Annotated in this window: 26 protein-coding genes; 21 read left to right on the plus strand and 5 right to left on the minus strand. The window is 47.6% G+C overall.

Going from position 1 to position 21,968, the window contains the following annotated elements:
- Positions 1 to 6 precede the first annotated feature (6 nt).
- The 7 genes from AB1K89_RS09600 (at position 7) to AB1K89_RS09630 (ending at position 6,373) form a co-directional block, all read left to right on the plus strand.
- The gene (locus AB1K89_RS09600) at positions 7 to 1,575 is read left to right on the plus strand and encodes an ABC transporter substrate-binding protein (protein WP_413054555.1); all 1,569 of its coding nucleotides are present in this window, start codon (positions 7 to 9) and stop codon (positions 1,573 to 1,575) included.
- Positions 1,565 to 2,536: an ABC transporter permease gene (locus AB1K89_RS09605; RefSeq protein ID WP_413054556.1), complete on the plus strand. Its 972-nt coding sequence runs from the start codon at positions 1,565 to 1,567 to the stop codon at positions 2,534 to 2,536. Before AB1K89_RS09600 ends, AB1K89_RS09605 begins: the two co-directional genes overlap by 11 nt.
- A complete protein-coding gene (locus AB1K89_RS09610) occupies positions 2,533 to 3,345 on the plus strand; it encodes an ABC transporter permease (RefSeq protein WP_413054557.1) in 813 nt (270 codons plus the stop codon). Before AB1K89_RS09605 ends, AB1K89_RS09610 begins: the two co-directional genes overlap by 4 nt.
- The gene (locus AB1K89_RS09615; protein WP_413054558.1) at positions 3,338 to 4,084 is read left to right on the plus strand and encodes an ATP-binding cassette domain-containing protein; all 747 of its coding nucleotides are present in this window, start codon (positions 3,338 to 3,340) and stop codon (positions 4,082 to 4,084) included. The genes AB1K89_RS09610 and AB1K89_RS09615 overlap by 8 nt, the downstream gene beginning before the upstream one ends.
- 18 nt (positions 4,085 to 4,102) lie before the next feature.
- A complete protein-coding gene (locus AB1K89_RS09620) occupies positions 4,103 to 4,801 on the plus strand; it encodes an ABC transporter ATP-binding protein (RefSeq protein ID WP_413054559.1) in 699 nt (232 codons plus the stop codon).
- 62 nt (positions 4,802 to 4,863) lie between these two features.
- Positions 4,864 to 5,340, plus strand: a complete 477-nt coding sequence (locus AB1K89_RS09625; protein ID WP_252504826.1) for an acyl-CoA thioesterase — start codon at positions 4,864 to 4,866, stop codon at positions 5,338 to 5,340.
- An 82-nt stretch (positions 5,341 to 5,422) separates the two neighbouring features.
- Positions 5,423 to 6,373, plus strand: a complete 951-nt coding sequence (locus AB1K89_RS09630; RefSeq protein ID WP_413054560.1) for a hypothetical protein — start codon at positions 5,423 to 5,425, stop codon at positions 6,371 to 6,373.
- Here the strand turns inward: AB1K89_RS09630 and AB1K89_RS09635 are convergent.
- Entirely contained in the window at positions 6,370 to 6,738 is a 369-nt protein-coding gene (locus AB1K89_RS09635; protein WP_413054561.1) for a VOC family protein, read from the minus strand. The genes AB1K89_RS09630 and AB1K89_RS09635 overlap by 4 nt on opposite strands.
- A gap of 448 nt (positions 6,739 to 7,186) precedes the next feature.
- Here AB1K89_RS09635 and AB1K89_RS09640 point away from each other — a divergent pair, with 448 nt between their 5' ends.
- The 10 genes from AB1K89_RS09640 (at position 7,187) to AB1K89_RS09685 (ending at position 16,762) form a co-directional block, all read left to right on the plus strand.
- Positions 7,187 to 7,969 carry a hypothetical protein gene (locus AB1K89_RS09640; protein WP_413054562.1) on the plus strand — a complete coding sequence of 261 codons (783 nt, stop codon included), beginning with the start codon at positions 7,187 to 7,189 and terminating at the stop codon, positions 7,967 to 7,969.
- Positions 7,966 to 8,619: a hypothetical protein gene (locus AB1K89_RS09645; protein WP_413054563.1), complete on the plus strand. Its 654-nt coding sequence runs from the start codon at positions 7,966 to 7,968 to the stop codon at positions 8,617 to 8,619. Before AB1K89_RS09640 ends, AB1K89_RS09645 begins: the two co-directional genes overlap by 4 nt.
- 2 nt (positions 8,620 to 8,621) lie before the next feature.
- Complete coding sequence (locus AB1K89_RS09650; protein WP_413054564.1) at positions 8,622 to 8,990, plus strand: GntR family transcriptional regulator; 369 nt, start codon at positions 8,622 to 8,624, stop codon at positions 8,988 to 8,990.
- Positions 8,983 to 9,702 (plus strand): ABC transporter ATP-binding protein, encoded by a 720-nt coding sequence (locus AB1K89_RS09655; RefSeq protein ID WP_413054565.1) that lies wholly within the window; start codon positions 8,983 to 8,985, stop codon positions 9,700 to 9,702. Before AB1K89_RS09650 ends, AB1K89_RS09655 begins: the two co-directional genes overlap by 8 nt.
- Entirely contained in the window at positions 9,699 to 10,616 is a 918-nt protein-coding gene (locus AB1K89_RS09660) for an ABC transporter ATP-binding protein (RefSeq protein WP_413054566.1), read from the plus strand. Before AB1K89_RS09655 ends, AB1K89_RS09660 begins: the two co-directional genes overlap by 4 nt.
- Positions 10,594 to 11,358, plus strand: coding sequence for an ABC transporter permease (locus tag AB1K89_RS09665; RefSeq protein WP_413054567.1), 765 nt, complete (start codon positions 10,594 to 10,596; stop codon positions 11,356 to 11,358). The genes AB1K89_RS09660 and AB1K89_RS09665 overlap by 23 nt, the downstream gene beginning before the upstream one ends.
- A gap of 232 nt (positions 11,359 to 11,590) precedes the next feature.
- A complete protein-coding gene (locus AB1K89_RS09670) occupies positions 11,591 to 12,880 on the plus strand; it encodes a S8 family peptidase (protein ID WP_413054568.1) in 1,290 nt (429 codons plus the stop codon).
- Between the two features lie 131 nt (positions 12,881 to 13,011).
- Positions 13,012 to 14,250, plus strand: coding sequence for a helix-turn-helix domain-containing protein (locus AB1K89_RS09675; RefSeq protein WP_413054569.1), 1,239 nt, complete (start codon positions 13,012 to 13,014; stop codon positions 14,248 to 14,250).
- Positions 14,247 to 14,405, plus strand: a complete 159-nt coding sequence (locus AB1K89_RS09680) for a hypothetical protein (RefSeq protein WP_413054570.1) — start codon at positions 14,247 to 14,249, stop codon at positions 14,403 to 14,405. The genes AB1K89_RS09675 and AB1K89_RS09680 overlap by 4 nt, the downstream gene beginning before the upstream one ends.
- A 416-nt stretch (positions 14,406 to 14,821) precedes the next feature.
- Positions 14,822 to 16,762, plus strand: coding sequence for a DUF2207 domain-containing protein (locus AB1K89_RS09685; protein WP_413054571.1), 1,941 nt, complete (start codon positions 14,822 to 14,824; stop codon positions 16,760 to 16,762).
- A 237-nt stretch (positions 16,763 to 16,999) separates the two neighbouring features.
- On the opposite strand, the gene mscL is transcribed toward AB1K89_RS09685, so the two are convergent.
- Complete coding sequence (gene mscL, locus AB1K89_RS09690) at positions 17,000 to 17,377, minus strand: large conductance mechanosensitive channel protein MscL (protein WP_413054572.1); 378 nt, start codon at positions 17,375 to 17,377, stop codon at positions 17,000 to 17,002.
- 91 nt (positions 17,378 to 17,468) lie between these two features.
- Here mscL and AB1K89_RS09695 point away from each other — a divergent pair, with 91 nt between their 5' ends.
- Positions 17,469 to 17,690 carry a transcriptional regulator gene (locus tag AB1K89_RS09695; RefSeq protein ID WP_413054573.1) on the plus strand — a complete coding sequence of 74 codons (222 nt, stop codon included), beginning with the start codon at positions 17,469 to 17,471 and terminating at the stop codon, positions 17,688 to 17,690.
- A gap of 6 nt (positions 17,691 to 17,696) precedes the next feature.
- Here AB1K89_RS09695 and AB1K89_RS09700 read toward each other — a convergent pair whose 3' ends face one another.
- Entirely contained in the window at positions 17,697 to 18,023 is a 327-nt protein-coding gene (locus tag AB1K89_RS09700; RefSeq protein ID WP_413054574.1) for an MGMT family protein, read from the minus strand.
- Between the two features lie 83 nt (positions 18,024 to 18,106).
- Here AB1K89_RS09700 and AB1K89_RS09705 point away from each other — a divergent pair, with 83 nt between their 5' ends.
- Positions 18,107 to 18,655, plus strand: a complete 549-nt coding sequence (locus AB1K89_RS09705) for a hypothetical protein (RefSeq protein ID WP_413054575.1) — start codon at positions 18,107 to 18,109, stop codon at positions 18,653 to 18,655.
- Between the two features lie 11 nt (positions 18,656 to 18,666).
- On the opposite strand, the gene AB1K89_RS09710 is transcribed toward AB1K89_RS09705, so the two are convergent.
- The gene (locus tag AB1K89_RS09710; protein WP_413054576.1) at positions 18,667 to 19,326 is read right to left on the minus strand and encodes a phosphatase PAP2 family protein; all 660 of its coding nucleotides are present in this window, start codon (positions 19,324 to 19,326) and stop codon (positions 18,667 to 18,669) included.
- A gap of 85 nt (positions 19,327 to 19,411) precedes the next feature.
- On the opposite strand from AB1K89_RS09710, the gene ytxJ reads away from it, so the two are divergent.
- Positions 19,412 to 20,377, plus strand: coding sequence for a bacillithiol system redox-active protein YtxJ (gene ytxJ / locus AB1K89_RS09715; RefSeq protein ID WP_413054577.1), 966 nt, complete (start codon positions 19,412 to 19,414; stop codon positions 20,375 to 20,377).
- Positions 20,378 to 20,413: 36 nt separating this feature from the next.
- Here the strand turns inward: ytxJ and AB1K89_RS09720 are convergent, their stop codons facing one another.
- A complete protein-coding gene (locus tag AB1K89_RS09720) occupies positions 20,414 to 20,716 on the minus strand; it encodes a hypothetical protein (protein WP_413054578.1) in 303 nt (100 codons plus the stop codon).
- Between the two features lie 163 nt (positions 20,717 to 20,879).
- Here AB1K89_RS09720 and desA point away from each other — a divergent pair, with 163 nt between their 5' ends.
- Positions 20,880 to 21,941 (plus strand): Delta(5) desaturase DesA, encoded by a 1,062-nt coding sequence (gene desA, locus AB1K89_RS09725; protein WP_413054579.1) that lies wholly within the window; start codon positions 20,880 to 20,882, stop codon positions 21,939 to 21,941.
- The last annotated feature ends 27 nt before the right edge of the window (positions 21,942 to 21,968 follow it).

Raw genomic sequence — 21,968 nt, forward strand, 5'->3', positions numbered from 1 at the left:
GAAACTATGGATAAACGTAAATTAATGATAGTTATAATCGGTATGCTTTTGCTCGTCGCCGTCGCCGGATGCGGGAAAAAAGAGTCGTCCGCCGTGAAGGAAAACAGCCTCATCTATGCTTCGGAAGCCGAGTTCGATGGGCTGAATCCGATACTTGAGGAGACGAATGTGGACGCGCTTCTTTTCCGCGGGCTATTCCGTTTTGATGAAAACAATGAACCGAAAACTGACATTGCAGAGACATTCAACATGTCGGATGACAAGCTAACATATACTTTCAAATTGAGGGAGGACATCCAATTTCACGACGGTGAACCGCTTACTGCGGATGATGTCATCTTTACGATCGAAAGTGTTTTGGATGACAGGAATGCTTCATTCCTGAAGTCTGACTTCATTGAAGTGGAGTCGTTGAAAAAAATCGATGACTACAAATTCGAACTGAAGCTGAAACGTCCTTTCACGCCGATTTTGGATAAGTTGACATTGCCGATTTTGCCGAAGCACGCGTTTGACGGCGTGGATATGCGGACGGCGGACTTCAATAGCCATCCAATCGGTGCAGGTCCGTATGAATTCGACCGATGGGATCGAGGCAACAGCTTGACGTTGAAAGCATATAAGGATTTTCATGGCACGAAGCCGTCTATCGAGAAAGTCATTTTCAAATTCATCCCTGACAGCAATGTGCGGGCATTGCAATTGGCTTCAGGCGAGGTCGATATCGCCTTGCTGGATCCGGTGCAAGTCGGTGAATTGGAAAAGCGGGATCAAGTGAAGATCTACAATATCGATACTGCGGACTACCGCGGAATCCTTTTCAATATGCAAAACGATCTGTGGCAAGATGTACGGGTTCGGCAGGCATTCAGTTTCGCCATCGATCGGGCTCAAATTGTGAAAGGGATTTTGAAGGGATTCGGGGAAGAGGCATATTCGCCGCTTCAGAAGCATGCCTTTCATAATGAGAACATTGAAAAGTACAGCTATGACGTCGGGCGAGCTGAACAATTGCTGGATGAAGCAGGTTGGGAAAAGGCGGACGACGGCTTCCGTTATAAGGATGGCCAGAAGCTGAGCTTCACGATTACGGCGCCTGCATCAGACGCTGTGCGTGTCAATATGGCGAATTATGTTGCCGAGGGATTCAAGTCAATCGGTGCGGATGTCGACGTGGCGGCGCTTGACTGGAGCGCTATCACGATTGAAGAGACAGATGCTTTCATGATCGGATGGGGCAGTCCGTATGACGCGGATCATCATACGTACATCTTGTTCCATTCGGCGGAATCGAGTTTAACGGGGTCCGGTTATAATTACGGCAGCTATTCGAATGAAAAAGTGGATGCATTGCTTGAAAAAGGTCGTTTATCAATGGATGAGAAGGAACGGCAAGCAAGCTATATGGCATTCCAAGAAGAATTGGCGAACGATCCGGCATTCGCATTTATCGCTTATGTCAATGCAGTTTATGGCGTTCACGGAAATATCGAAGGCGTGAAGGAGCGTACGCTAGGTCATCACGGCTCCGGCTTCCTTTGGAACGTCGAGGAGTGGAAGTGGAATGACCGTTAAATGGGTTGGGAAGCGCATGATGTTGGGGGCACTCGTCCTCTTCATCGTGAGCTTCCTCTCTTTTTTCATTATGCATGCAAGTCCGGGAAGCTCCGCGACGGCGTATTACGGGGGCAATGCTCAAACGTTGACCGCTGCAGAAAAAGAGCGAATCAGCAAGGCCTTTGCGCTTGATCGTCCATTGATTGTCCAATATGGGGCATGGTTGAAGGAGACGGTGCAAGGGAATCTTGGCATGTCCGCGAAAGAGGGACGTCCGGTCGCTTCGATTCTTGGGGAGCGGTTGCCGAATACGTTGCTGTTGTTCGGTGCATCGATGTTTTTCATTATTATCGGATCGATCTGGCTAGGAATGGCGGCGGGCATGAGACCCGGATCGTTGCTGGACAGGGGCCTGTCCGCATTCAGCATTGCATCTTCTTCCATCCCGGCGTTTTGGCTTGGAATTTTATTCATTTATATATTCGCTGTCACGCTTGGTATCTTGCCGTCGTCCGGAACGAGAAGCCTAGGTGGGGATGGCGATTTTGTTGATAAAATAAAGCATCTCATCATGCCTGCATCCGTCATCGTGTTGACACATGTCGGCTTGTACGCACGCTTCCTACAAGAAAGTGTCAAGACTGAGATCAGAAGCTATTATGTGATGGCAGCAAGGGCAAACGGAGTGGAAGAGAATGAAATTAGACGTGGTGTCTTGCGGAATGCCTTTATCCCTTATTTAAACTATCTCGGAATAACAATTCCTTCGTTTTTCGGCGGCTCCGTCATTGTGGAAGCTTTGTTTTCCTGGTCGGGTCTCGGCCAAATGCTCGTGAAATCCGTCATGGTGAAGGATTATCCACTGCTGATGGGCGGCATCATGCTGACAGGCCTGATTGTCGTCATCAGCTTGTTTGTCATTGACGTGCTCATGTACATGCTGGATCCGAAGCTTCGGAAAGGGGAGTTGGGCGGATGAAATCAAGGAAGAAACTTGTCTTCTGGTGCTCGCTTCTCGGCTTGATCCTCGCCTTGACGCTTTGTTCGGATCTACTAGCAACACAACCGGTGAATAAAATGGATTTGGATGCAGTATATTCGCCTCCGGGAGAGGGCCATCTGTTAGGGACGGACCATCTCGGCCGGGATGTCTTTTCGCGTTTATTGCATGGCGGAAAAGTGACATTGGCAGTTGCGGGCTTGTCGGTAGTGATATCGTTCGTTATCGGCGTTGTTTACGGAGGAATTAGCGGGTATGTCGGCGGGTGGACAGATAGTGCCATGATGCGGATACTGGAAGCGCTTATCTCAATCCCTTCCCTTATTTTCGTCTTGGCGTTCCAGGCGATCATGCAAGGAGGCATGTGGGGGATGACGTTCATCATCGGCGTTACGGGCTGGTTTACGACGGCCCGGATCGTCCGCTCGGAGTTCATCCGGCTGAAGGATGCGGAATATGTGAAGATGGCGAAAATGTTCGGCACACCGGTATGGAAAATCATTACGGGGCATCTGTTACGCAATAGTTTGCCACCGCTTTTCGTCGTAACAATCTTCAATTTGGCAGGAGCGGTATTCATCGAAGTGTCGCTCAGTTTCCTTGGAGTCGGCATCCCTCCTTCGGTGCCATCGTGGGGGAATATGTTGTACAATGCCCAAAATGATTTATTGATAGGAGCTTGGTGGATCGGGGTATTCCCTGGATTGCTAATCTTCATAACGATCCTTTCCATTAACTTCATCGGCGAAGCGTTGAAGGATCCAGGAAGGGGGCGGTTCCATGCTTGAGGCAAAAGATTTATCAATCGACATCAATGGTGCGACTGTGGTGAAGAAAAGCTCGTTTTTTATTCCGAAAGGGAAAATTACAGCGATGATCGGCGAAAGCGGCAGCGGGAAAAGCATGACGGTTGCGGCAATGCTAAGGATGTTGCCGGCAGGTGCGCGTGCTTCCGGGGAACTGCGTTTCAATGGCTTGGACTTGCTGAACGCGACGAATGAAGAAATGTCGGCATTGCGGAAAAAGGATTTTTTCACCATCTTTCAAGATGCGTTGAACAGCTTCAATCCAAGCGTGAAGATGGATCGACAGCTGTTTGCATTTTCCGCAGGAAGGGTCGGGGATGATCAAGCTAGCTTTCGAAAGGAAATGAAGGAGATTCTCGGAAAGCTGAGCTTGTCTGCAGACATACTGGACCGATATCCATTCGAATTATCGGGCGGCATGCTGCAACGGTGCATGATTGCTTGCGCACTGTATGTTGAACCAGCCTTGCTCATAGCAGATGAACCGACGTCCGCACTCGATAAAGTCGTGCAAAAGGAATTTCTGAAATGGCTCCGTCTGTTGAATGAAAGGGGGACGACAGTGTTGATCATTACCCATGATCTGGATGTCGTTGCTGACGCTGCGGATGAAATGATTGTCATGAGGAAAGGCGAAATCGTTGAGACGGGTGCAGTTGCAAATGTCTTGGTAAGGCCCACGCATGAGTATACGAAGCGGTTGCTGGATAGCCGATTTTAGGAAAGGGGGCGTAGAAATTTGTTGAAAGTTGAACATCTATCGAAAAGCTATGGCAGAGGAAAACGAAGGAAAAACGTTCTCCACGACATCAATTTGTCTGTAGGCGACGGTGAGCTCGTCGGAATCGTTGGCGAAAGCGGCAGCGGGAAAAGTACGTTGGCGCGGCTCATCATGCGTTTGGAGCCGGTGGATGAAGGTAGGATGTCATTCATGGGAGCGGATGATTTCTATGCCTCCTGCCAAATCGTCTTCCAAAATGCAACCGCCGCCATGAACCCTTCCTGGACGGTCCGCGACATTTTGAAGGAGCCTCTCCGGTCGATGGAAGGCAATCGTGATGTGTATATAAGCAAGATGCTAGGCAAGGTTGGCTTGAAAGAAAAACATTTGGAACGGCGTCCTTCGGAACTTAGTGGCGGTGAACGGCAACGGGTGAACTTGCTGCGCTCGATGCTTGTAGAACCGAAGCTTTTGATTTGCGATGAAATCGTGTCCAATTTGGATCGTTTACTTCAAAAGGAGATTGTCGAGCTCATCCAGCGGTTGAACCGGGAGACAGGTATGGCGATTCTGTTCATCTCCCATGACCTTAAGGTCGTGCAGCATTTATGCGACCGGGTGTATGTGATGGAAGGCGGTTGGATTGTGGAGGAAAGCGTGAAGCAGGAAGGACGCTTTTCATTCACACATCCTTATTCCCTCATGTTATTCGAGTGAGCTTGTTCAACCCTTTTTGAAGTGGTTATACTGGAAGAGAGTAACGAGAGGGAGATGCAATTATGGAACAACGACCGATGAGTCAATCACGAACAATTACAACGAAACTTGTATTACCGCCGGACACGAACCATATGCAGACGATTTTTGGTGGCAAGGTCCTGGCGTACATAGATGAAATTGCTGCCATAACGGCGATGAAACATTCGAACAAGGCTGCTGCCGTCACGGCCTCCATCGATTCGGTCGACTTCCTGTCGTCCGCGAAAGTAGGGGACATCCTTGAACTGGAAGCGGTCGTCAGCTCGACGGGGCGCACTTCAATGGAAGTGTTCGTAACGGTGCATTCGATGGATCTGTTGACGGGAGAGAAAAAGCTGACGACGGAATCATTCCTGACAATGGTTGCGATGGATGAAAACAACAAACCGACACCGGTGCCGGGCGTTTATCCGGAAACCGAAGCGGAAAAACGGTTAGCCGAAACAGGCCCCGCCCGCCGAAATCACCGGAAACTGCGCAGGGAAATTAAACATTGACGAAAAGCCGCCTGGATAGGGCGGTTTTTTTGTGTGAAACTTAAAAAGAATAACTCCGTATATAAAGAAAGGAGTGATCACGATGAGAGCGAATATCCATGATCGGCAAATGGAATTGACGATGCTCCGGAATGAAAGGAACCGGATGAAGCGGCGGTTGGAAGGTGCGGAAGCGCAATATAAGGAAGCGGTTCGGCTGCGCGATCGCCTTCACCGGCAGCTATCGAAGGAGCAGCAGGATGTTGTCAAGTTGGGCAAATTTTCATTTGCGAATAAAATCAAAGAGTGGACGGGCAAATGGGATGAGCAGATGGAAAAGGAGATCAATGAAGTCGCGGAGGTCGAGCTGAAATATAACGAAGCCGAAAAGACGGTGACGGATTTGGAAGCGGAAGTTGGACGGTTGCGGGCAGAGATGAAACGCGACGATTTCCTTTATGTGGACGAGGATTGGACGGACTTCTTGAAGGAAAAAGAGGCGTGGATCCGGCAAAACGATACGGTGGCGAATGGCACGCTGCAGAAAATTGCCGATGATCGGGTGCGTGTCCGTTCGTTAATGAGGGAAATTGATGAGGCGTATGAAGCGGGTGACAAAGCGAAACGGACGCTGGATGCTGCGCTCGATAAGCTAGGAAACGCGGAAGGGCTGTCGATGTGGGATACGTTCTTAGGTGGCGGGCTCATCGTTTCAGCATTGAAATATTCGGAAATGAACAGCTCGGATGACCTTGTGCACCGGGCACAGCGGGCGCTTCGCCATTATGAAACGGAATTGATGGACGTCCAAAATGCCGCGACGGAATCGTTCAATGTAAATCAAAACGACATTTTCACATTTACAGATATTTTCTTTGATAATATCTTCTCCGACTGGGCGGTGCATTCGCGGATCACGGATGCGAAAGGCAAGCTGAATGTCGTGCTCCACGACGTCCGCCGCGTGCAGGACCAGTTGCGGCGGAAGCGCTATGAAGCGATGGAAGAATTGAAGCGGCTAGATCAGCAGGAGAAGGATATTATCGTGTCTTAATCAAACTCCAAAAACTCGATACGGTTGCCGAACGGGTCGTGTGTAAAGAAGCGGGCACGCCCTGCAATCGGAGGTTCTTCTGAAATTTTGTAACCGGCTGATTCCAAGCGGGATTGCAATTGTTCAAGCGCATTTACGGTGAAGCCGGGATGCGCTTTTTTTGCCGGTGTGAAATCGGCTTGGACGCCAATATGGATTTCCTGCGTGCCGCATTTGAACCAGCAACCTCCGCGAGCTTGCAAGTTTTCGGGCTTCGGGATTTCCTTCATTCCGAGCAGGTCGCCGTAAAATTCGCGTGCCTGTTCTTCCGATTGAGGAGGTGCCGCGATTTGGATATGGTCGATGCCGGTAAGAAATTCAGTCATGTTCAATCGCCCCTTTTGTATTGTTATCTCCAGTGTAGATGAGTTTGTCTAGAGAAGCTATGACGGGATTTGGAAGGAAATGCATAACCTAAACTTATGATAAAACAAAAGTTATATAAGTTTTAAAATAATATTACGGTTTGAAGAATAGTTTGCTAGTGAGTCATTAGTCCTGAAATGACGATAAAACTCGGGAAATGATCGATATCTTTTGGGAAATGAACGATAACCAAGCGCAAATGATCGATATCTTCCGGGAAATGAACGATAACACTTGGGAAATGATTGATAACTCCACGCACTCCTTTATCGGAGGCAGCACAATACTTTCTAGATGTAAAACAAGGACTTTTAATTCATTTCGAAGAATTCATTCAATTCCCTTTACATTCCAGCATATGGTGGTGTACTATGTAACTAATACACCAATACAGAAGGGGATAAACATATGAAACAGTGGAATGGTTTATTGCAGAAGGAATGGATCCAGTGGAGATGGCAGCTGTTAATACTGGCAATCCTGATGGTGACAGGGTTGTTCGTTCTGCCGACATTTGCCGGGGTGATTGCGGCGGATGCCATTACCGTTTTTGAGATTACGATGGTCGTTTGTTTTATGGCTGCGGCTTTCGGAAGTTTGGTGCCCGTCATTTCATTTGTGATCATGTTCAATCGGGAAATGAAACGACCGGACTTGTGGCTTCATTCGACGGCGACGACAACGACGCTTGTGGGGGCAAAAATGACGATGGCTGCTTTCATCGGTGCAGGAAGCCTAATCATACCAACAGCAGTTGTCGCCATCCGATATGCGTTCATGCAGCCAACGGTTACAACGTTTGAGGAGCTGTTGTTTTTCGGTAGCGTGTTCATAGGTTTCCTCTTCTTAGGATCCATCATGTACATGGTTGTCGGCTTTTTCTTCATCGTGCTCGATCAAATGTTCAAAAGGTTTGTAAAGGGGTTCTCTATTGTCATTACGCTTATCTTGTTCATCCTGTCGATCAGAGTGTATGGGGAAGTCATCAGTTCAAGCATTTACAAGAGGGTTAGCCAGTTTGGCAAAATCGATTTCATGGCAATTAAAAACCCGACGATTGAAATAGAGTATGGATACTTCGCTTACACCGACACGATTGTGTATACGGGTGAACTCATGTCTGCTGCGCTATTTGCAGTTGCACTATTCTTAGCAGGTGTAACTTTAATCGATAAGCAGGTGAAGCTATGACTAGCTTTAATGGTTTATTAAGAAAAGAATGGTTGTTCATGAGGTATACTTTTCTAGCATTAATCGTGTTTATTATCGTCATTGCAGCTTCCAGTTTTGCTCCCTTGGCAGTGGGGGGCAAATTTGATCTTATAGAGATTACGAATATGTTCTCGTTTTTGCACATGTATTTTGGTGCGTTAATATTTGTCCATAGTCTTAATACGGACATGAAGCGACAGGATATATGGCTGCATTCTCCAGCTTCAATAGGGAAGCTTTTGGGGGCTAAAATGTTGATGGCTTTACTATTGGTTGGGGCATCTAACCTGATTTGGAGCGGCATAGGACTTGTCACGTACTTCATCGGGGGATTTGTGGGAGTTATTCCAGAATGGCCGAATTTGCTAAAAGTGTTATTGACTACAGTCTTTGCCATTTCTGCAAGTTTGCCGGTTTGGGTGATTTACAAGATTTTTGCATTGAGGATTGGCTGGTTGGTGGCAATTGCTATGCTTATCATTCTTTTCATAGGATCGATCCTATGGGGCATTATGGAGACGATCTGGCATGGGTTCGGACCTTTCGCTGGTTCAACTTTATACGCCATCGTTTCAATTGTATTATTCGCAGGCGGAGCCATCCTGCTTGAAAAGAAAGTGAGGTACTGACGATGAGCATTGATTTTTTACCGGATAAGCCGATTTACCAGCAGCTCATCGACCGGATTTTAGGGGATATTATGCGCGGCACGCTTGCAATGGGGGAGAAGTTGCCGTCCGTCCGTGAGTACGCAGTGGAAGTGGGCGTCAATGCAAACACGATGCAGCGCGTATACAAGGAGTTGGAGCAAATGGAGGTCACTGAGACGAAAAGGGGTCAGGGGTCGTTCGTGACAGAGGATCGGAATCGGATCTCTGCGCTTCGGAATGAAATGAAGGAGCAGCTCGTGTCAACATTCCTTCAGAACGTGGCGGCTTTCGGATTTACGACGGAAGAGATTGTAAAGTGTTTGCAGGAACGGGGTGGCGAGAATGATTGAATTGAAGAATATCGTGAAGAAGTATGGCAGTAAGAGGGCATTACAAGATGTGACAGTATCGATTCCGCGAGGGAAGGTAATCGGTCTCGTCGGTGAAAACGGCAGCGGGAAGTCGACGTTATTGAAGCTGATGGCGGGGTTGCTGACGCCGAATTCCGGGAGTGCGACGTTTGACGGGCAGCCAATTACAAGGCGGGTTGCCGCTCAAGTAGCGTATATGTCTGATACCGATGATTTCTATACGTACTTCACGGTTCAGCAGCTCGTTGACTTTTACGAATCACAGTTCGAGGATTTTGACGTAGTCAAAGCAAAGGAGATCTTGCAGTTCCTGAATGTGTCGCTGAATCTAAAAATCAAAAGTTTGTCGAAAGGGAACCGGGGGCGTGTGAAAATCGCAGTGACGCTTGCGCGCGAAGCCGATGTCTATCTGCTCGACGAGCCGTTTTCAGGGCTTGACCCGATGGTGCGGGATGACATTTCGAAAGGCCTTATCCGCTTTACAGACACGGAGCGCCAGACGGTCATCATGTCGACGCATGAGATCCGGGAAGTCGAGCCGCTACTCGATGAGATCATCGTCATGCGCGGCGGAAGGTTGATCGCGCATGAGGAGGTAGACGAAATACGAGACTTTTACGGAACCGATGCAACGAGCTGGATGGTGTCACTGTTCCGAGATCGAGAACTGGAAAGGGAGTTGGGAAAATGAAACCAGTAGTGGAATTGAAGAATTTATCCAAAACGATTCGTAACAAGAAGATCATCGACAATTTGAATTTGTCGTTGTATCCGGGGCAGATCACCGGATTCCTCGGTCCGAACGGGGCAGGGAAAACGACGACGATACGAATGATGGTCGGGCTCATGAAGCAGACGGGGGGCGACATCGTCATCGAAGGGGTGTCGCTCCGTGACAACTTCGAGGATGGCCTTTCGAAAGTCGGCGTCATCGTCGAAAACCCGGAAATGTATAAGTTCATGTCAGGTTATAAGAACTTAGTGCATTTCGCACGCATGCATAAAGGGGTGACGAAGGAGCGAATAGATGAAGTTGTCCGCCAAGTTGGCATGCAAAACCGGATTCATGAAAAAGTTGGGACGTATTCGCTTGGGATGCGCCAACGTCTTGGGCTTGCGCAGGCGCTCCTGCATCGGCCGAAGTTCCTGATCCTGGATGAACCGACGAATGGACTCGATCCTGCGGGAATCCGCGAATTCCGGCAGTATTTGCGTAAAATTGCCGAAACAGAAGGGGTGTCCGTCTTCGTTTCCAGTCATATGCTTAGCGAAATCGAGCTTATGTGCGACCGGATCGCCGTCATTCAAAACGGCAAGCTCATCGATATCCGTGAAATGTCCGAGACGCGTGATTCGTTTTATTACATTGAGGCGACGCCTTCGGAAAAAGCGGAGCAATTGCTCACAAATGGAGGATTTACGGTGGAGCCGTTTAAAGATGGATTGCTTGTGAATGCGGAGCAACATCAAGTTCCGGGCTTGGTCGAGTCGTTCATTGCCGAAGGGCTGCAAGTATTTGCGGTTCAACCGCACCGGAAGACGTTGGAGGATGAGTTCCTGGAGATGACTGGAGGTGGCCAAATTGCTGAAGCTTATGCAAAATGAATGGATGAAGTTGTGGCATAAAAAAGGGACCTGGATCATGGTCGGCATACTGATTACCATTACTTCTGGCATGATGGCATTGATGAAATGGATCAGTACACAAAACAGTAACGGGATGACGAGGCAAGGGATGATTCAAGATCCGTCATCGTTAGGCGGAACCGTCTTATTGCTAACCGTCATCGTTGCAGCGGGCATTGTCGCTTCCGAGTTTTCGCAAGGGACGATCAAAATGCTGCTGACACGTCCTGTGAAACGGTGGAAGATTCTTTTGTCCAAATTCCTGACAGTGAATCTGTTTGGCATGTTCCTGATGCTGATCGGTTATGTTGTCTATATCCTTTTGGCACTCCTTTTATTCAAGTCGGGTGCAGGCGAGGGCATGTCGAGTTGGTCGGTTTGGAGCAAGAGTCTGTATATGTTGCTACTCTCATTCGGAAGCGTGTTCGTCACTGCGACATTCGCGTTTACAATCGGCAGCGTTTTCCGGTCGAGTTCGCTTGCGATTGGCCTGTCGCTGTTCATCTATTTCACCGGCTCCACAATCAGCGCTTTGCTATCACAATATGAAATCGCGAAATACTTGCTATTTACTCATATGGACTTGACACAATTTGAAACGGGCATGATGTTAATTCCTGATTTAACGATGCCATTCTCGTTCGCCGTATTGGCTGTTTACATCGTAGCCTTCCTCGGAATCAGCTTCACAACGTTCGTAAAACGAGATGTTACTGCTTGATTGGTAGGTAAAATTAGATAGGGGAGTCCCAATTTGCCCAACACCGGCCGTCATAATGGCCGGTGTTTTTAGTTCTTTCAGAGCACATAATTGTCTTTTCGAGGGTGGATAGATAGAGATGGAAGCGACGAAGAAGGTCGAATCCTATCGAATTTTCCCAATTTCCTATTGTCTGAGTGTTTGTTACAGTGAAGTTAGCAACACCGAATCTTATAGGAAAAGAGGAGAATGAATGAAGAAACCATTGAAAGTGCTCGCGGCATTGGCAATTGTGGCAAGTATGCTCGGTCCTGCAGGAAGCGTATATGCGAAGGACGACTTCCGGGATTTCAAAGAGGATCAAATGAAGCAAAGGGGCGAAACGTTCCGAGTGCTTATCACGGCGAAGAATGAACAAGAGCTGCAACAACTTCAACAAAGCTACGAGCTACGCAATGCATTCGCCGGCCATTCCTACACGACGGACGTGACGGCGAAGGAGTTTGAGGCTTTACAGAATATGCCGCATATCACTGTCGAAAAAGTGGAAGTGTTGTCTATCCAAATCGACCCGTCATCATTGAAGGTGAATGATGAAATGGAAGCGGCGGCTGCGAGCCAGTCGGTTCCTTGGGGAATCAAGGCCATCTATAATGACAGTAATTTAACAAATACGACAGGCGGTTCGAACGTGAAAATCGCCGTGCTCGATACAGGTGTCAATGTGAACCATAACGATTTATACTATAACGCGGAACAATGTAAGGATTTTACGCAAAGAGAGCCACTTGTGAATAACTCTTGTAGCGATCGCAATGGGCATGGAACTCATGTTGCGGGAACTGCCTTGGGTGAAGGTGGAGATGATAGGAGAGGCGTTTACGGAGTGGCTCCAAATTCGAAGCTTTGGGCGTATAAAGTTTTGAACAACGCCGGAAGCGGTTATGCGGATGATATTGCAAATGCGATCCGCCACGCTGCAGATCAAGCAACTGCGCAAAAAGTGAAAGTTGTAATCAATATGTCCCTCGGTTCGAACGGGGAAAGCTCGTTGATAACGGATGCTGTCAACTATGCATATAATCACGGTGTATTAGTTGTCGCGGCAGCTGGAAACGACGGTTACTCCCCTGGTTCAATCGATTATCCGGCGGCATTGCCATCAGCAATAGCAGTCGCAAATCTTGAGAATCAGTTGGAAAACGGCACGTATCGTGTCGCAAACTCTTCGTCTCGTGGTCATTCGAGCACGGCTGGCGACAACATAATCCAAACCGGTGATGTTGAATTGTCAGCACCTGGCACAGCCATCTTTTCTACTTGGAACAACGGCGGGTATGCGACAATTAGCGGTACATCCATGGCAACACCGCATGTGGCAGGATTGGCAGCGAAAGTTTGGGCGGAAAACCCAAGCTTCACAAACGTTCAGCTGCGCACCAACTTGCAAAATCGTGCGAAATCATATGATATCCTCGGCGGTTACTTCGCCGGAACAGGAGACGACATTGCATCCGGATTCGGATTTGCAAGAGTACGTTAAAATAGCCTCCTAATGAAAATCCCATACATTAGGCCGAAAACAGTCCCTTACTCCCCTGGGACTGTTTTCTCATGTATTCAGAAAACAGGAATGATAAGTTGGAATAGTAAGCCATTTAGGGGGTGCTCATGTTGAATATCGGATCCATCCTGAAATACTACCGTATGAAAAACAATCTAACACAGGCAGAGCTTTGTGAAGGCATCTGCTCCATCTCCCATTTAAGTAAAATCGAGTCTAATAAATACGTCCCTCATATCGAAACGATCAATGAACTATTCAAGCGTATGAACATTGAGTGGGAACAAGAAGTGAGCACCTACGAATATTGGAAAGAGAAATTGGAAACGTTCATCATGCACTCAATCTATTATGATTTGACATCCATGGAGCAAATTTTCCAAGAGCTATCGAATCAAGAAGATTACTTGCAATCAACAGACTTGGTGAATCGGTACGAGCTCTATAAATTACGCTTTTATTTATTCAAACAAGATATACCTCGCGCCACTCAGCAAGCCTCTATATTAAAACGAATGGAAAAATCTTTTACTGACTATGAGAAAGGCGTATCCAAAGTCATTTATCTCATGTATGACATTTTCTCGCAAAAATTTACAGAAGCGGAGGACCGCTTAGAACGTATAGAAGAATTCCAAGAGCGGATTCCCCAAATGTTCGAGGGTGAGCTGTTTTATCAAAGAGCCTATTTGCTTCATAACAGAGCACAATATAGCAAGTCGTCCTATTACGCGGAGATGGCTGTCGATTATTTCCGGAAGGATTCCAATTACATCCGATTACTTCACGCACAGCTTCTATTGGCCATCAATTATACAAACCGCGATTTTATCCTTCAAGCGGACGGTTTGTTCAAAACAATTCTCCGAAATGCCAGGATGATGGAGATGAATCAGCTGTATCAGGGGGCTCTCTATAATTACTCGGTGTTGCAAAATAGGAGGGAGCTTCATAAGTCGGCTTCTGATATGTTGAAAGAATTGAAGGAGCTTTTGGAGCCGGGTACCGATTTTTATCAAGCAGTCCTCATTCATTTATTGCAAACAGCTGTTGAAGAGAATGAAGAAATCAATTCGTTGCTTGATGAATTGGAAGCATTAGCGGAAAGGAAAAAAGACCCATATTTGAAGGTGCAGTTAGACTACTTTAGAAAGACTAAAATTTCCCAACAAGAGCTTTTTGACTATTGTGAACAAATAGCATTCCCTTTTCTGAAGAAACATGATTATATAGGGGAAGCAAGAAGTATTGCCTGGAGGTTGGCAAACTATTACCGATCTACCGGCGACAAAGAAAAAGCAGCAACGTATAGTCTATATTACTATGACAAAGGGGAGAAGGAATTATGAAACGAAAGGTATCCATCATTTTACTGACGGCGATGTTCGCAGCATTCGCCGGAACAGGCACCGCGTTTGCATTGGATCCGAACGACAGTGTTTCCACAAATGCAAAAGGAAGAGACAATTTAACACCACCATCAGTCTTACCCCCACAAACATGAGGAAAAAGGTGTCCCAAGCCATCTGGCTGCGGGACACCTTTTCAATTTGCCGTCATTATGACGCGATTCCACAAAAAAAGCACTTCAACAATCACTTATGATTGTTGAATGTGCTGATAAGACCAAATGTTGTACCAAGGATGATAAAAGCGAACAAGATGTACATGATGTATAAGAACCACATGAAGACTTCACTCCTTTTTATCGTCAATCCTACATTCCATTGTAGCATCAGTTCGAGAAGGAGGCAACGGACGACACAAGGATGTCGAATTTGGGGGGGAGCGGTTTTTGTAGGGCTGCGGAGCAACAACTTATTTCCTACTTACAAACATGCCGAAACACCCGTTTTACCGTTTGTTTGAAACCCTCCCACGCCTCTCACCGTATTGTAGCTAACCAAAGGGGGTGCTCAGATGCGGAAGATAGTGATTTTTGTTGTCATGCTACTGTTCCTTTCACCTGCCCATGCTGAGGCGAAGTCGTACTCGGTCGATCGGGTGCAGATTAAGGGGTGGGTGCAGCCGAATGGCGATATGTTGGTGAATGAGGTGTTCACGTATACGTTGGATGGCTCGTTTTCGCAGTTGACGCGATCGTTTCCGAAGAAGCATCTTGGTCAGATCGATCGTTTCGAGGCGTATTTAATTGAAGGGAAGGAACCTGTCGTCGGGGAGATTGATGAATCTTCCATAACGAAAGCAGGGGTGACTCGTGAAGGAAGCACGTACCGGACAGCCATCCAGGCGGAGGATAAAACTATAGCAGTCCTTTACGTCTACAAGATGCAAAATGCGGTGACTTCATATGATACATACAGCGATTTGTCGGTCACTTATTTCGAGGGTGGCGACAATCACGATGCCGATTTGAATAATGTGGACATTACGTATGTGTTTCCGGGTGACGCCGGGGATAAGCACATCCATGGTTTTCTGCACGACAGGGAAGGGGAAGTGCGGAAGGTTTATCGCAACGGCATTTCAATTCATACGCCAAAGTCGGCCGCATATACAGTGACGAAGACCCGTGTCCTGTTCCCTTCTGCAATTATGACCGAGCAGCCAAAAATTGCGGAGCCGATTTCGTTGGAAGAGGCAATCCGACAGGAACAGCGGCTTATCGATAAAAAGCAGTCGAGGTGGGCGGACATCCCCGTTGCGGAAAATGTGGCGAATAGCTTGAGCATTTTCTTCATCGTCGTGATCATATTGCTCATTCTCATAAGGCAATGGGTTTTCACTCTGTTCGGCAGCACGGACCTCGTATTGCAGACCGATCCGACATATTTGGCTTTCGTCGATCAAAATGGTCGATTCAACGGGAAAAGCTTTCTAGCCGGGCTATTTTCACTCGCCGAAAAAGGAATTATCAAAGTAGAAACGACGGATTCGGCAGCCCGATTTCAAGGGGAGGAAGGTGCCCCGGAAAAGACGCTTGTCTTTCACTTGCTTCATTCGGATGAACAAATGAAGAAATCCAAGCATACATTGTTGCCGCACGAGCAGTATTTATTGACATGGCTCTTCAAAGGGAGGGTCGGTCATCGGAAATTCCATTTGCATGACATGGCAGGGCCTTCCGTTCATTTCGATAAAAAGAATCGGACCGATCTGAAGAAACAACGACAATTCCATGAAAACCATGAAGTCTGGCATAACGATGTACTTAGTCTTATGGAAGACGCAGGGGCGATTTCGACGAAGATACCGAAACTGATGAAGACAGCAATCTTCCTTCTCCTCACAATAATGACGATGTACGGATTCTATGCAGACGGCGCCGGCGGCTGGGGAATTTCGTTTCCCGCTATTGTCGCGGTGATCGGGTATTATTTTTACAGTACGAATCACGGAAAGAAGTGGCCGGCTATTCTTTTCTTTATCGGTATGTTTTCTGCAGGAGCCCAAATCGTTGCTTCGGCGTTAACAGGAGCTGTCCTTTCTGCGGTCATCTTAGGTGCTATTTTATTCTTCTCAATTCCGAAAGCGATCCCAAACTCGCTAACCGCTCTTTACACGAAGATGAGCATTATGAGATTCAGGAGGCGGGTAAAGCGGGGGATCCCTGATTATCTCCATCAGGACGAAGCCGATCGTTGGCTTGCACGTGCATATTTATTGAATAAATCAAAGAAAAGGCTTCCGAGGCTTACAAAGGGCTTGCCTGAATCCTCCTCATTGGCGCCCCTGTTTGCATTGCAAGTGGATCCGCTTTACTTCGCCTATTCCACTTGGGGACCCCAAACGTCACCTAGCAAGGGCGGATCTTCATGGGGAGGCGGAGGATATGATTCCGGTGGTAGCTATAGCGGTGGCGGCGGCGGAGATGGCGGCGGGGGAGCGGGTGCAGATTAAATTTCAGCCTGTTGACAAACGCTCGCATCCGTTGTTGCTCGTCTCGCTCGTCCGCTCATGAACCTTAGTTCTATTCGCGTCTTCGCTCGACTTCGCGCCTAGGCTGACAAGCGTTTTCAATCAGGCTGATAAAAGCTCTATGCATCAAGGCTTTCTCCCAAAAAAAGAGTAGACAAAGTCAAAACAAGACTTTGTCTACACTCTGAAATGCCTGCTTTTGAATGAGCAGGCATTTTTTCATTGTTTTTCTTTCAATAAATCACGGATTTCTTTTAGTAATTCTTCTTTCGCGTCAAGCGCAGGCGGTTCTTCCTTCGCAGGCTCCTCTTTCCGTTTGAACTTCATTAAGAGACGAACGAATAGGAAAATCGAGAAGGCAATGATGAGGAAATCAATAATTGATTGCAAAAATAGGCCGTATTTAAGAGGAGTCCCACCGATTGCCACTTCAAGAGTGGATACGTCAACCTTTCCAGTGATAGCCACGATGATCGGCATAATGATGTTATCGACGAGCGATGAGACGATCTTGCCGAATGCTGTACCGATGACGACGGCAATTGCGAGGTCAAGGACGTTACCTTTGAACGCAAATTCCTTGAATTCTTTCCACATATTTCTCACCTCCTTTCAAGTGAAATGGAGTTGTTTTTCTGTCGCTGTTCGCATATAATGAGAACAAATGTTCCGAACGGAGATGAGAGCTTTGCGACAAGCTTTACTCAAAATATGCGAGCGCCATGAATTGGCGGAAATGATCTATATGCGGGCGGATGGGACACTGACGAAAAGACGCATCCGCATTCTAGCAGTCGGTATGGATTCATTCACGGCCTATTGCCATTTGCGCCATGAAAAACGTACTTTTAAAACGGACCGGGTCTTGTCCGTTCAACGTGTAGTGAGCCGCGAACGGCAGGCAATTTGAACTTCATCACAAAAATTCTACTTCAGGGAACCATCGATAGACTTGCAGATCCACTTTCCCATTAGCCATGAACTCCACACCTTCCGCCTCCAGCAACTCTCGTTGCAAGCCGCCTTTTTCTTCCAGATCGGAAGGGGTCGAAATAGCACCTTGTGCATTGATAATCCGGTGCCAAGGCAATTCGTATTTGGCGCTCATCGAATGGAGGACTCTAACGACTTGTCTTGCACCCCGCGGATTGCCAGCTGCGCCTGCCACTTGCCCATATGTCATGACTTTACCTGCAGGGATGTCCCGAATGATCTGTACAACCCGTTCTGTAAATGGAAGCATGTCCTTCCTCCTCATAATGAAACTATCCAAGTCACTCAATCGTACACAAGATAGGTGAAAATTAAAATGGGAGAGTGGTCATGTTGAGCAACTTATTTATGAAGCATAGTTTCATTGGATATATCATCAAGATTGCCGGAGTTGTTGTAATCGGATGGGGTGTCATCCAAGGGATCTTCTCCTTGTCGATGATGGCGCAAATGGGTGGCCACCTCATGAATCATTGGGGAGAAATGCACCATTCAAGCGGGATTACGGGAACTGCGTTGTTTGCGTTCCTCGGCATCGTAGCGTCACACTTCCTGTATGGGTTGCTGATCATCGGATTCGGAGAAGTCATTGATACCTTGCAAAAGATTTATTTCCACATGGATCCGGAAGCGAAGCAGCAATGGGAGGATGAGCGGAAGGAGAAGGAGAGTGTCGTGCCAAATCAAGAGGTGCCGTTTTGGGTGGAGCAGGAAGTGAAGGCCTATTACGAAACAATGCAATCGAACGTCCATACGATCGAAAAGACGAATGATCCATACGTATTCAAAATAGCAGTGGATGAGCGCGTTGACTATATAGAAGTGGGGAATTTCAAACCAAGGATTCTATCCGATGAGGAATCAGCTAGATTCACCGAATGAAAAGCGCCTCGTCAATCTTGGACGAGGCCGCGTTTCTTCCGCTTTTCAGATAGGACAAACAGGAATGCCATAAGTGTAAGCCAAAAAGCGCTTGCAATCGCACCTCCGAGGATGTCGCTCGGATAATGGACACCTAAATAGATGCGGCTCGCGGAAATCATGACGAACATGAAAATAGCAAAGGCCACCAAGGCGATCCTGCCTGCAGTCGATTGGATATGACGCCAGAACAAATAAGTGAAAAGCACATAGAGACTGAAGGCCATCATCGCATGACCGCTAGGGAAGCTGTAACCGCCAACTTCTGCGAGCCGATGGAACTCAGGACGCGGCCGTTTGTAAACGAGCTTCAAAGCTTGAAATAATATAATTGTCCCAATCATTGTAAAGAAAAAGAAGTAGGCCAGGCTTCTAGTGCCGAACTTCCATATTAGAAGGACTGTCACTGCGGTGGTAAGGAACATGACAACTTTCGTGGAGCCGATGAATGTGAAAGCGAGCATGATGGACGTCAGCCACGGGGCTTCCAACCCTTGGATCGCATCAATGACCGATCTGTCAAAGCCGCCGATCATATCGCTGAGAATCGCTGTGACTATAAAAGCAAAGGCGCCGCCGAATACAATACATAAAATGATGGCCACAGAAGGGCGAATTGGTGATTCCTTCAACTAGATCATCCTCTCTTCTGCGACATATTGTACAGGAAAAGGCAGGTTGCTGCATATTGTTAAGTAGGAAAGAGGGCGGGAATGAATGGAAGTCATCGTATTGCTCATCTGCGCATATATGGTTGGCAATTTGCTGATGGCAACTGTCATCGGTAAATTATTGTACCGCCAAGATATCCGCTCATCGGGCAGCGGGAATCCTGGCGCACGAAATGCGGGAAGGGTGTTCGGCAAAACCGGCTTTGTTTTGACGTTCATTGGAGATGCATTAAAGGGAGCGATCGTCGTCTTGATCGCCAGATGGCTAGGGATGGACGAATGGCTTCAACTGGCATGCGTCTTTGCTGTCATGGCAGGGCATATTTATCCGATCGTCCATAAGTTTCGCGGCGGGCAAGGGGTATCGTCGTTCATAGGCGGAATGCTTGCATTCAACCCATCCGTCGTCGCTTGTTTTGTTGTCATATTCCTAGTTTTCTATCCATTCCTGAAAAACTTCAGCATCGTCGGATTAAGTGCAATGGCTATGTCGCCACTTATCTTGTATGGATTGACGAAGGATTGGTCGCAGACGGTTGCCGCCATACTCGTCGTCGCTTTTCTTTTATTCGCGCACCGGAAAGATTTACCTTGTTGCAAAAGGGTATATAAGGCAGTAAGGCGGCCCATCGACCGTCTAGTATCCAGGAATGACCCTTCACATAGGGAAAGGAGAGATCATCTGATGAAAGAGATCCGATCCATTGAAGAATGGGAACAGGTACGGAGCCAATCGAATAAAGAGCCGGTTTTCCTAATGAAGCATAGCTCGACGTGCCCGATAAGCGCAGCGGGATATCGGGAGTTTGATAGGTTCGAAACGGAGATTCCGAAATACTATCTAATTGTCCAAAGAAGCCGCTCCTTGTCCAATGAAATCGAAAGCGATTTGAGCATACAGCATGAAAGCCCGCAACTCTTCCTATTAAAGGACGGCGAAGCGGCATGGCACGCGAGCCATTACAAAATCAGCCAATCCAATATTAAATCAGCCGTTGAAGCGAACGGTTGAAAGTGGCAGGCATCTCTAACGAGGTGCCTGCTTTTTTCATTCCGCGTCCAAAGCGGGCCCGTCCGCGTCCAAAGGGGGCCATTCCGCGCCCATAGTGAGCTCATCCGCGCCCAAAGCGAGGCCGTCCGCGTCCAAAGCGGGCCCGTCCGCGTCCAAAGCAAGCTGTTCCGCGCCCAAAGCGGGCCCGTCCGCGTCCAAAGCGAGGCCGTCCGCGCCCAAAGTGAGCCCTTCCGCGTCCAAAGCGAGCCATACCGCGCCCAAAGTGAGGCCGTCCGCGTCCAAAGTGGGCCATTTCGCGCCCAAAGCGGGCCCGTCCGCGCCCAAAGCAAGCTGTTCCACGCCCGAAGCGAGCCCCTCTTCAACTTACCCCTATCTCGATTTGTGAATTCCTTCACAATAAATGACACTTATCATATGCAAAGTTATGACGTTCATCTATTCTGCAATTTGGGTAAGCATATTAGTATGGAAATAAGGAAAAATTCTCGAGGAGGCGTTTACAATGAGCAAGGAAAAAACAAAACAATTGCACAAGAATGTTGCACCTTATGCCAAATCGGATTTAAAAAAGAGTATCATCCAACTGATCAATACGGTTCCGCCTATATTTCTTCTATGGTTTTTGGCGTATCAAAGCTTATCGGTGTCAGTTTGGTTGACGATCGGAATTGCAGTAATTACAGCGGGCTTCGTCGTCCGGACATTTATCATTTTCCACGACTGCACGCATGGTTCATTTTTCAAAAATAAAAAAGCGAATGATATTGTCGGTACGATTACAGGGGTTCTCACTTTGTTCCCTTATGAAAAGTGGAAACGCGAGCATGCGATTCACCACGCAACGAGCTCCAACTTGGATAAACGGGGCGTTGGCGACATTTGGGTCATGACAGTAGAGGAATATGTTAAGGCGTCGAATTGGCAGCGTTTCATGTACCGATGCTACCGGAATCCACTTGTCATGTTCGGACTCGGACCGATATATCTAGTCCTCATTACAGGAAGAATCAATCGGAAAGACGCACGTCAAAAAGAACGCATGAATACGTATTTGACGAACGTTATTCTCGTGGCGCTATATGCATTAATGGTATGGATCGTCGGCTGGCAGGCATTCCTCATCGTGCAAGGTTCGATCATGTTTGTCGCAGCAGCGCTCGGCATCTGGCTGTTCTACATCCAGCACACATTCGAGGATTCCTACTTCGAAGAGGAATCCGAGTGGGATTACGTGAAGGCGGCAGTGGAGGGCAGCTCGTACTACAAATTGCCGAAAGTCCTTCAATGGGCGACGGGCAACATCGGCTTCCACCACGTCCATCACTTGGCTCCACGCGTTCCAAACTACAATTTGGAAATAGCGCATGAATCAACTCCGCCGCTTCAAATGGCGACAACAATCAATATAAAAACAAGCTTAGAGTCGCTCCGTTACAAACTTTATGATCCGGAGAACAAGCGGTTCATCACATTCAAAGAAGTGAAAAACGCGGTCAAACGTGCCACGCCAAGCATTGATTTGAAGGATTTGAAACCGAAACGAACGAGCTTTGACAGTAAATGATAAAATGCAGCCGCCTTCCTATGAGGC

The sequence above is a fragment of the Sporosarcina pasadenensis genome (assembly GCF_047228845.1).
Lineage (GTDB): Bacteria > Bacillota > Bacilli > Bacillales_A > Planococcaceae > Sporosarcina.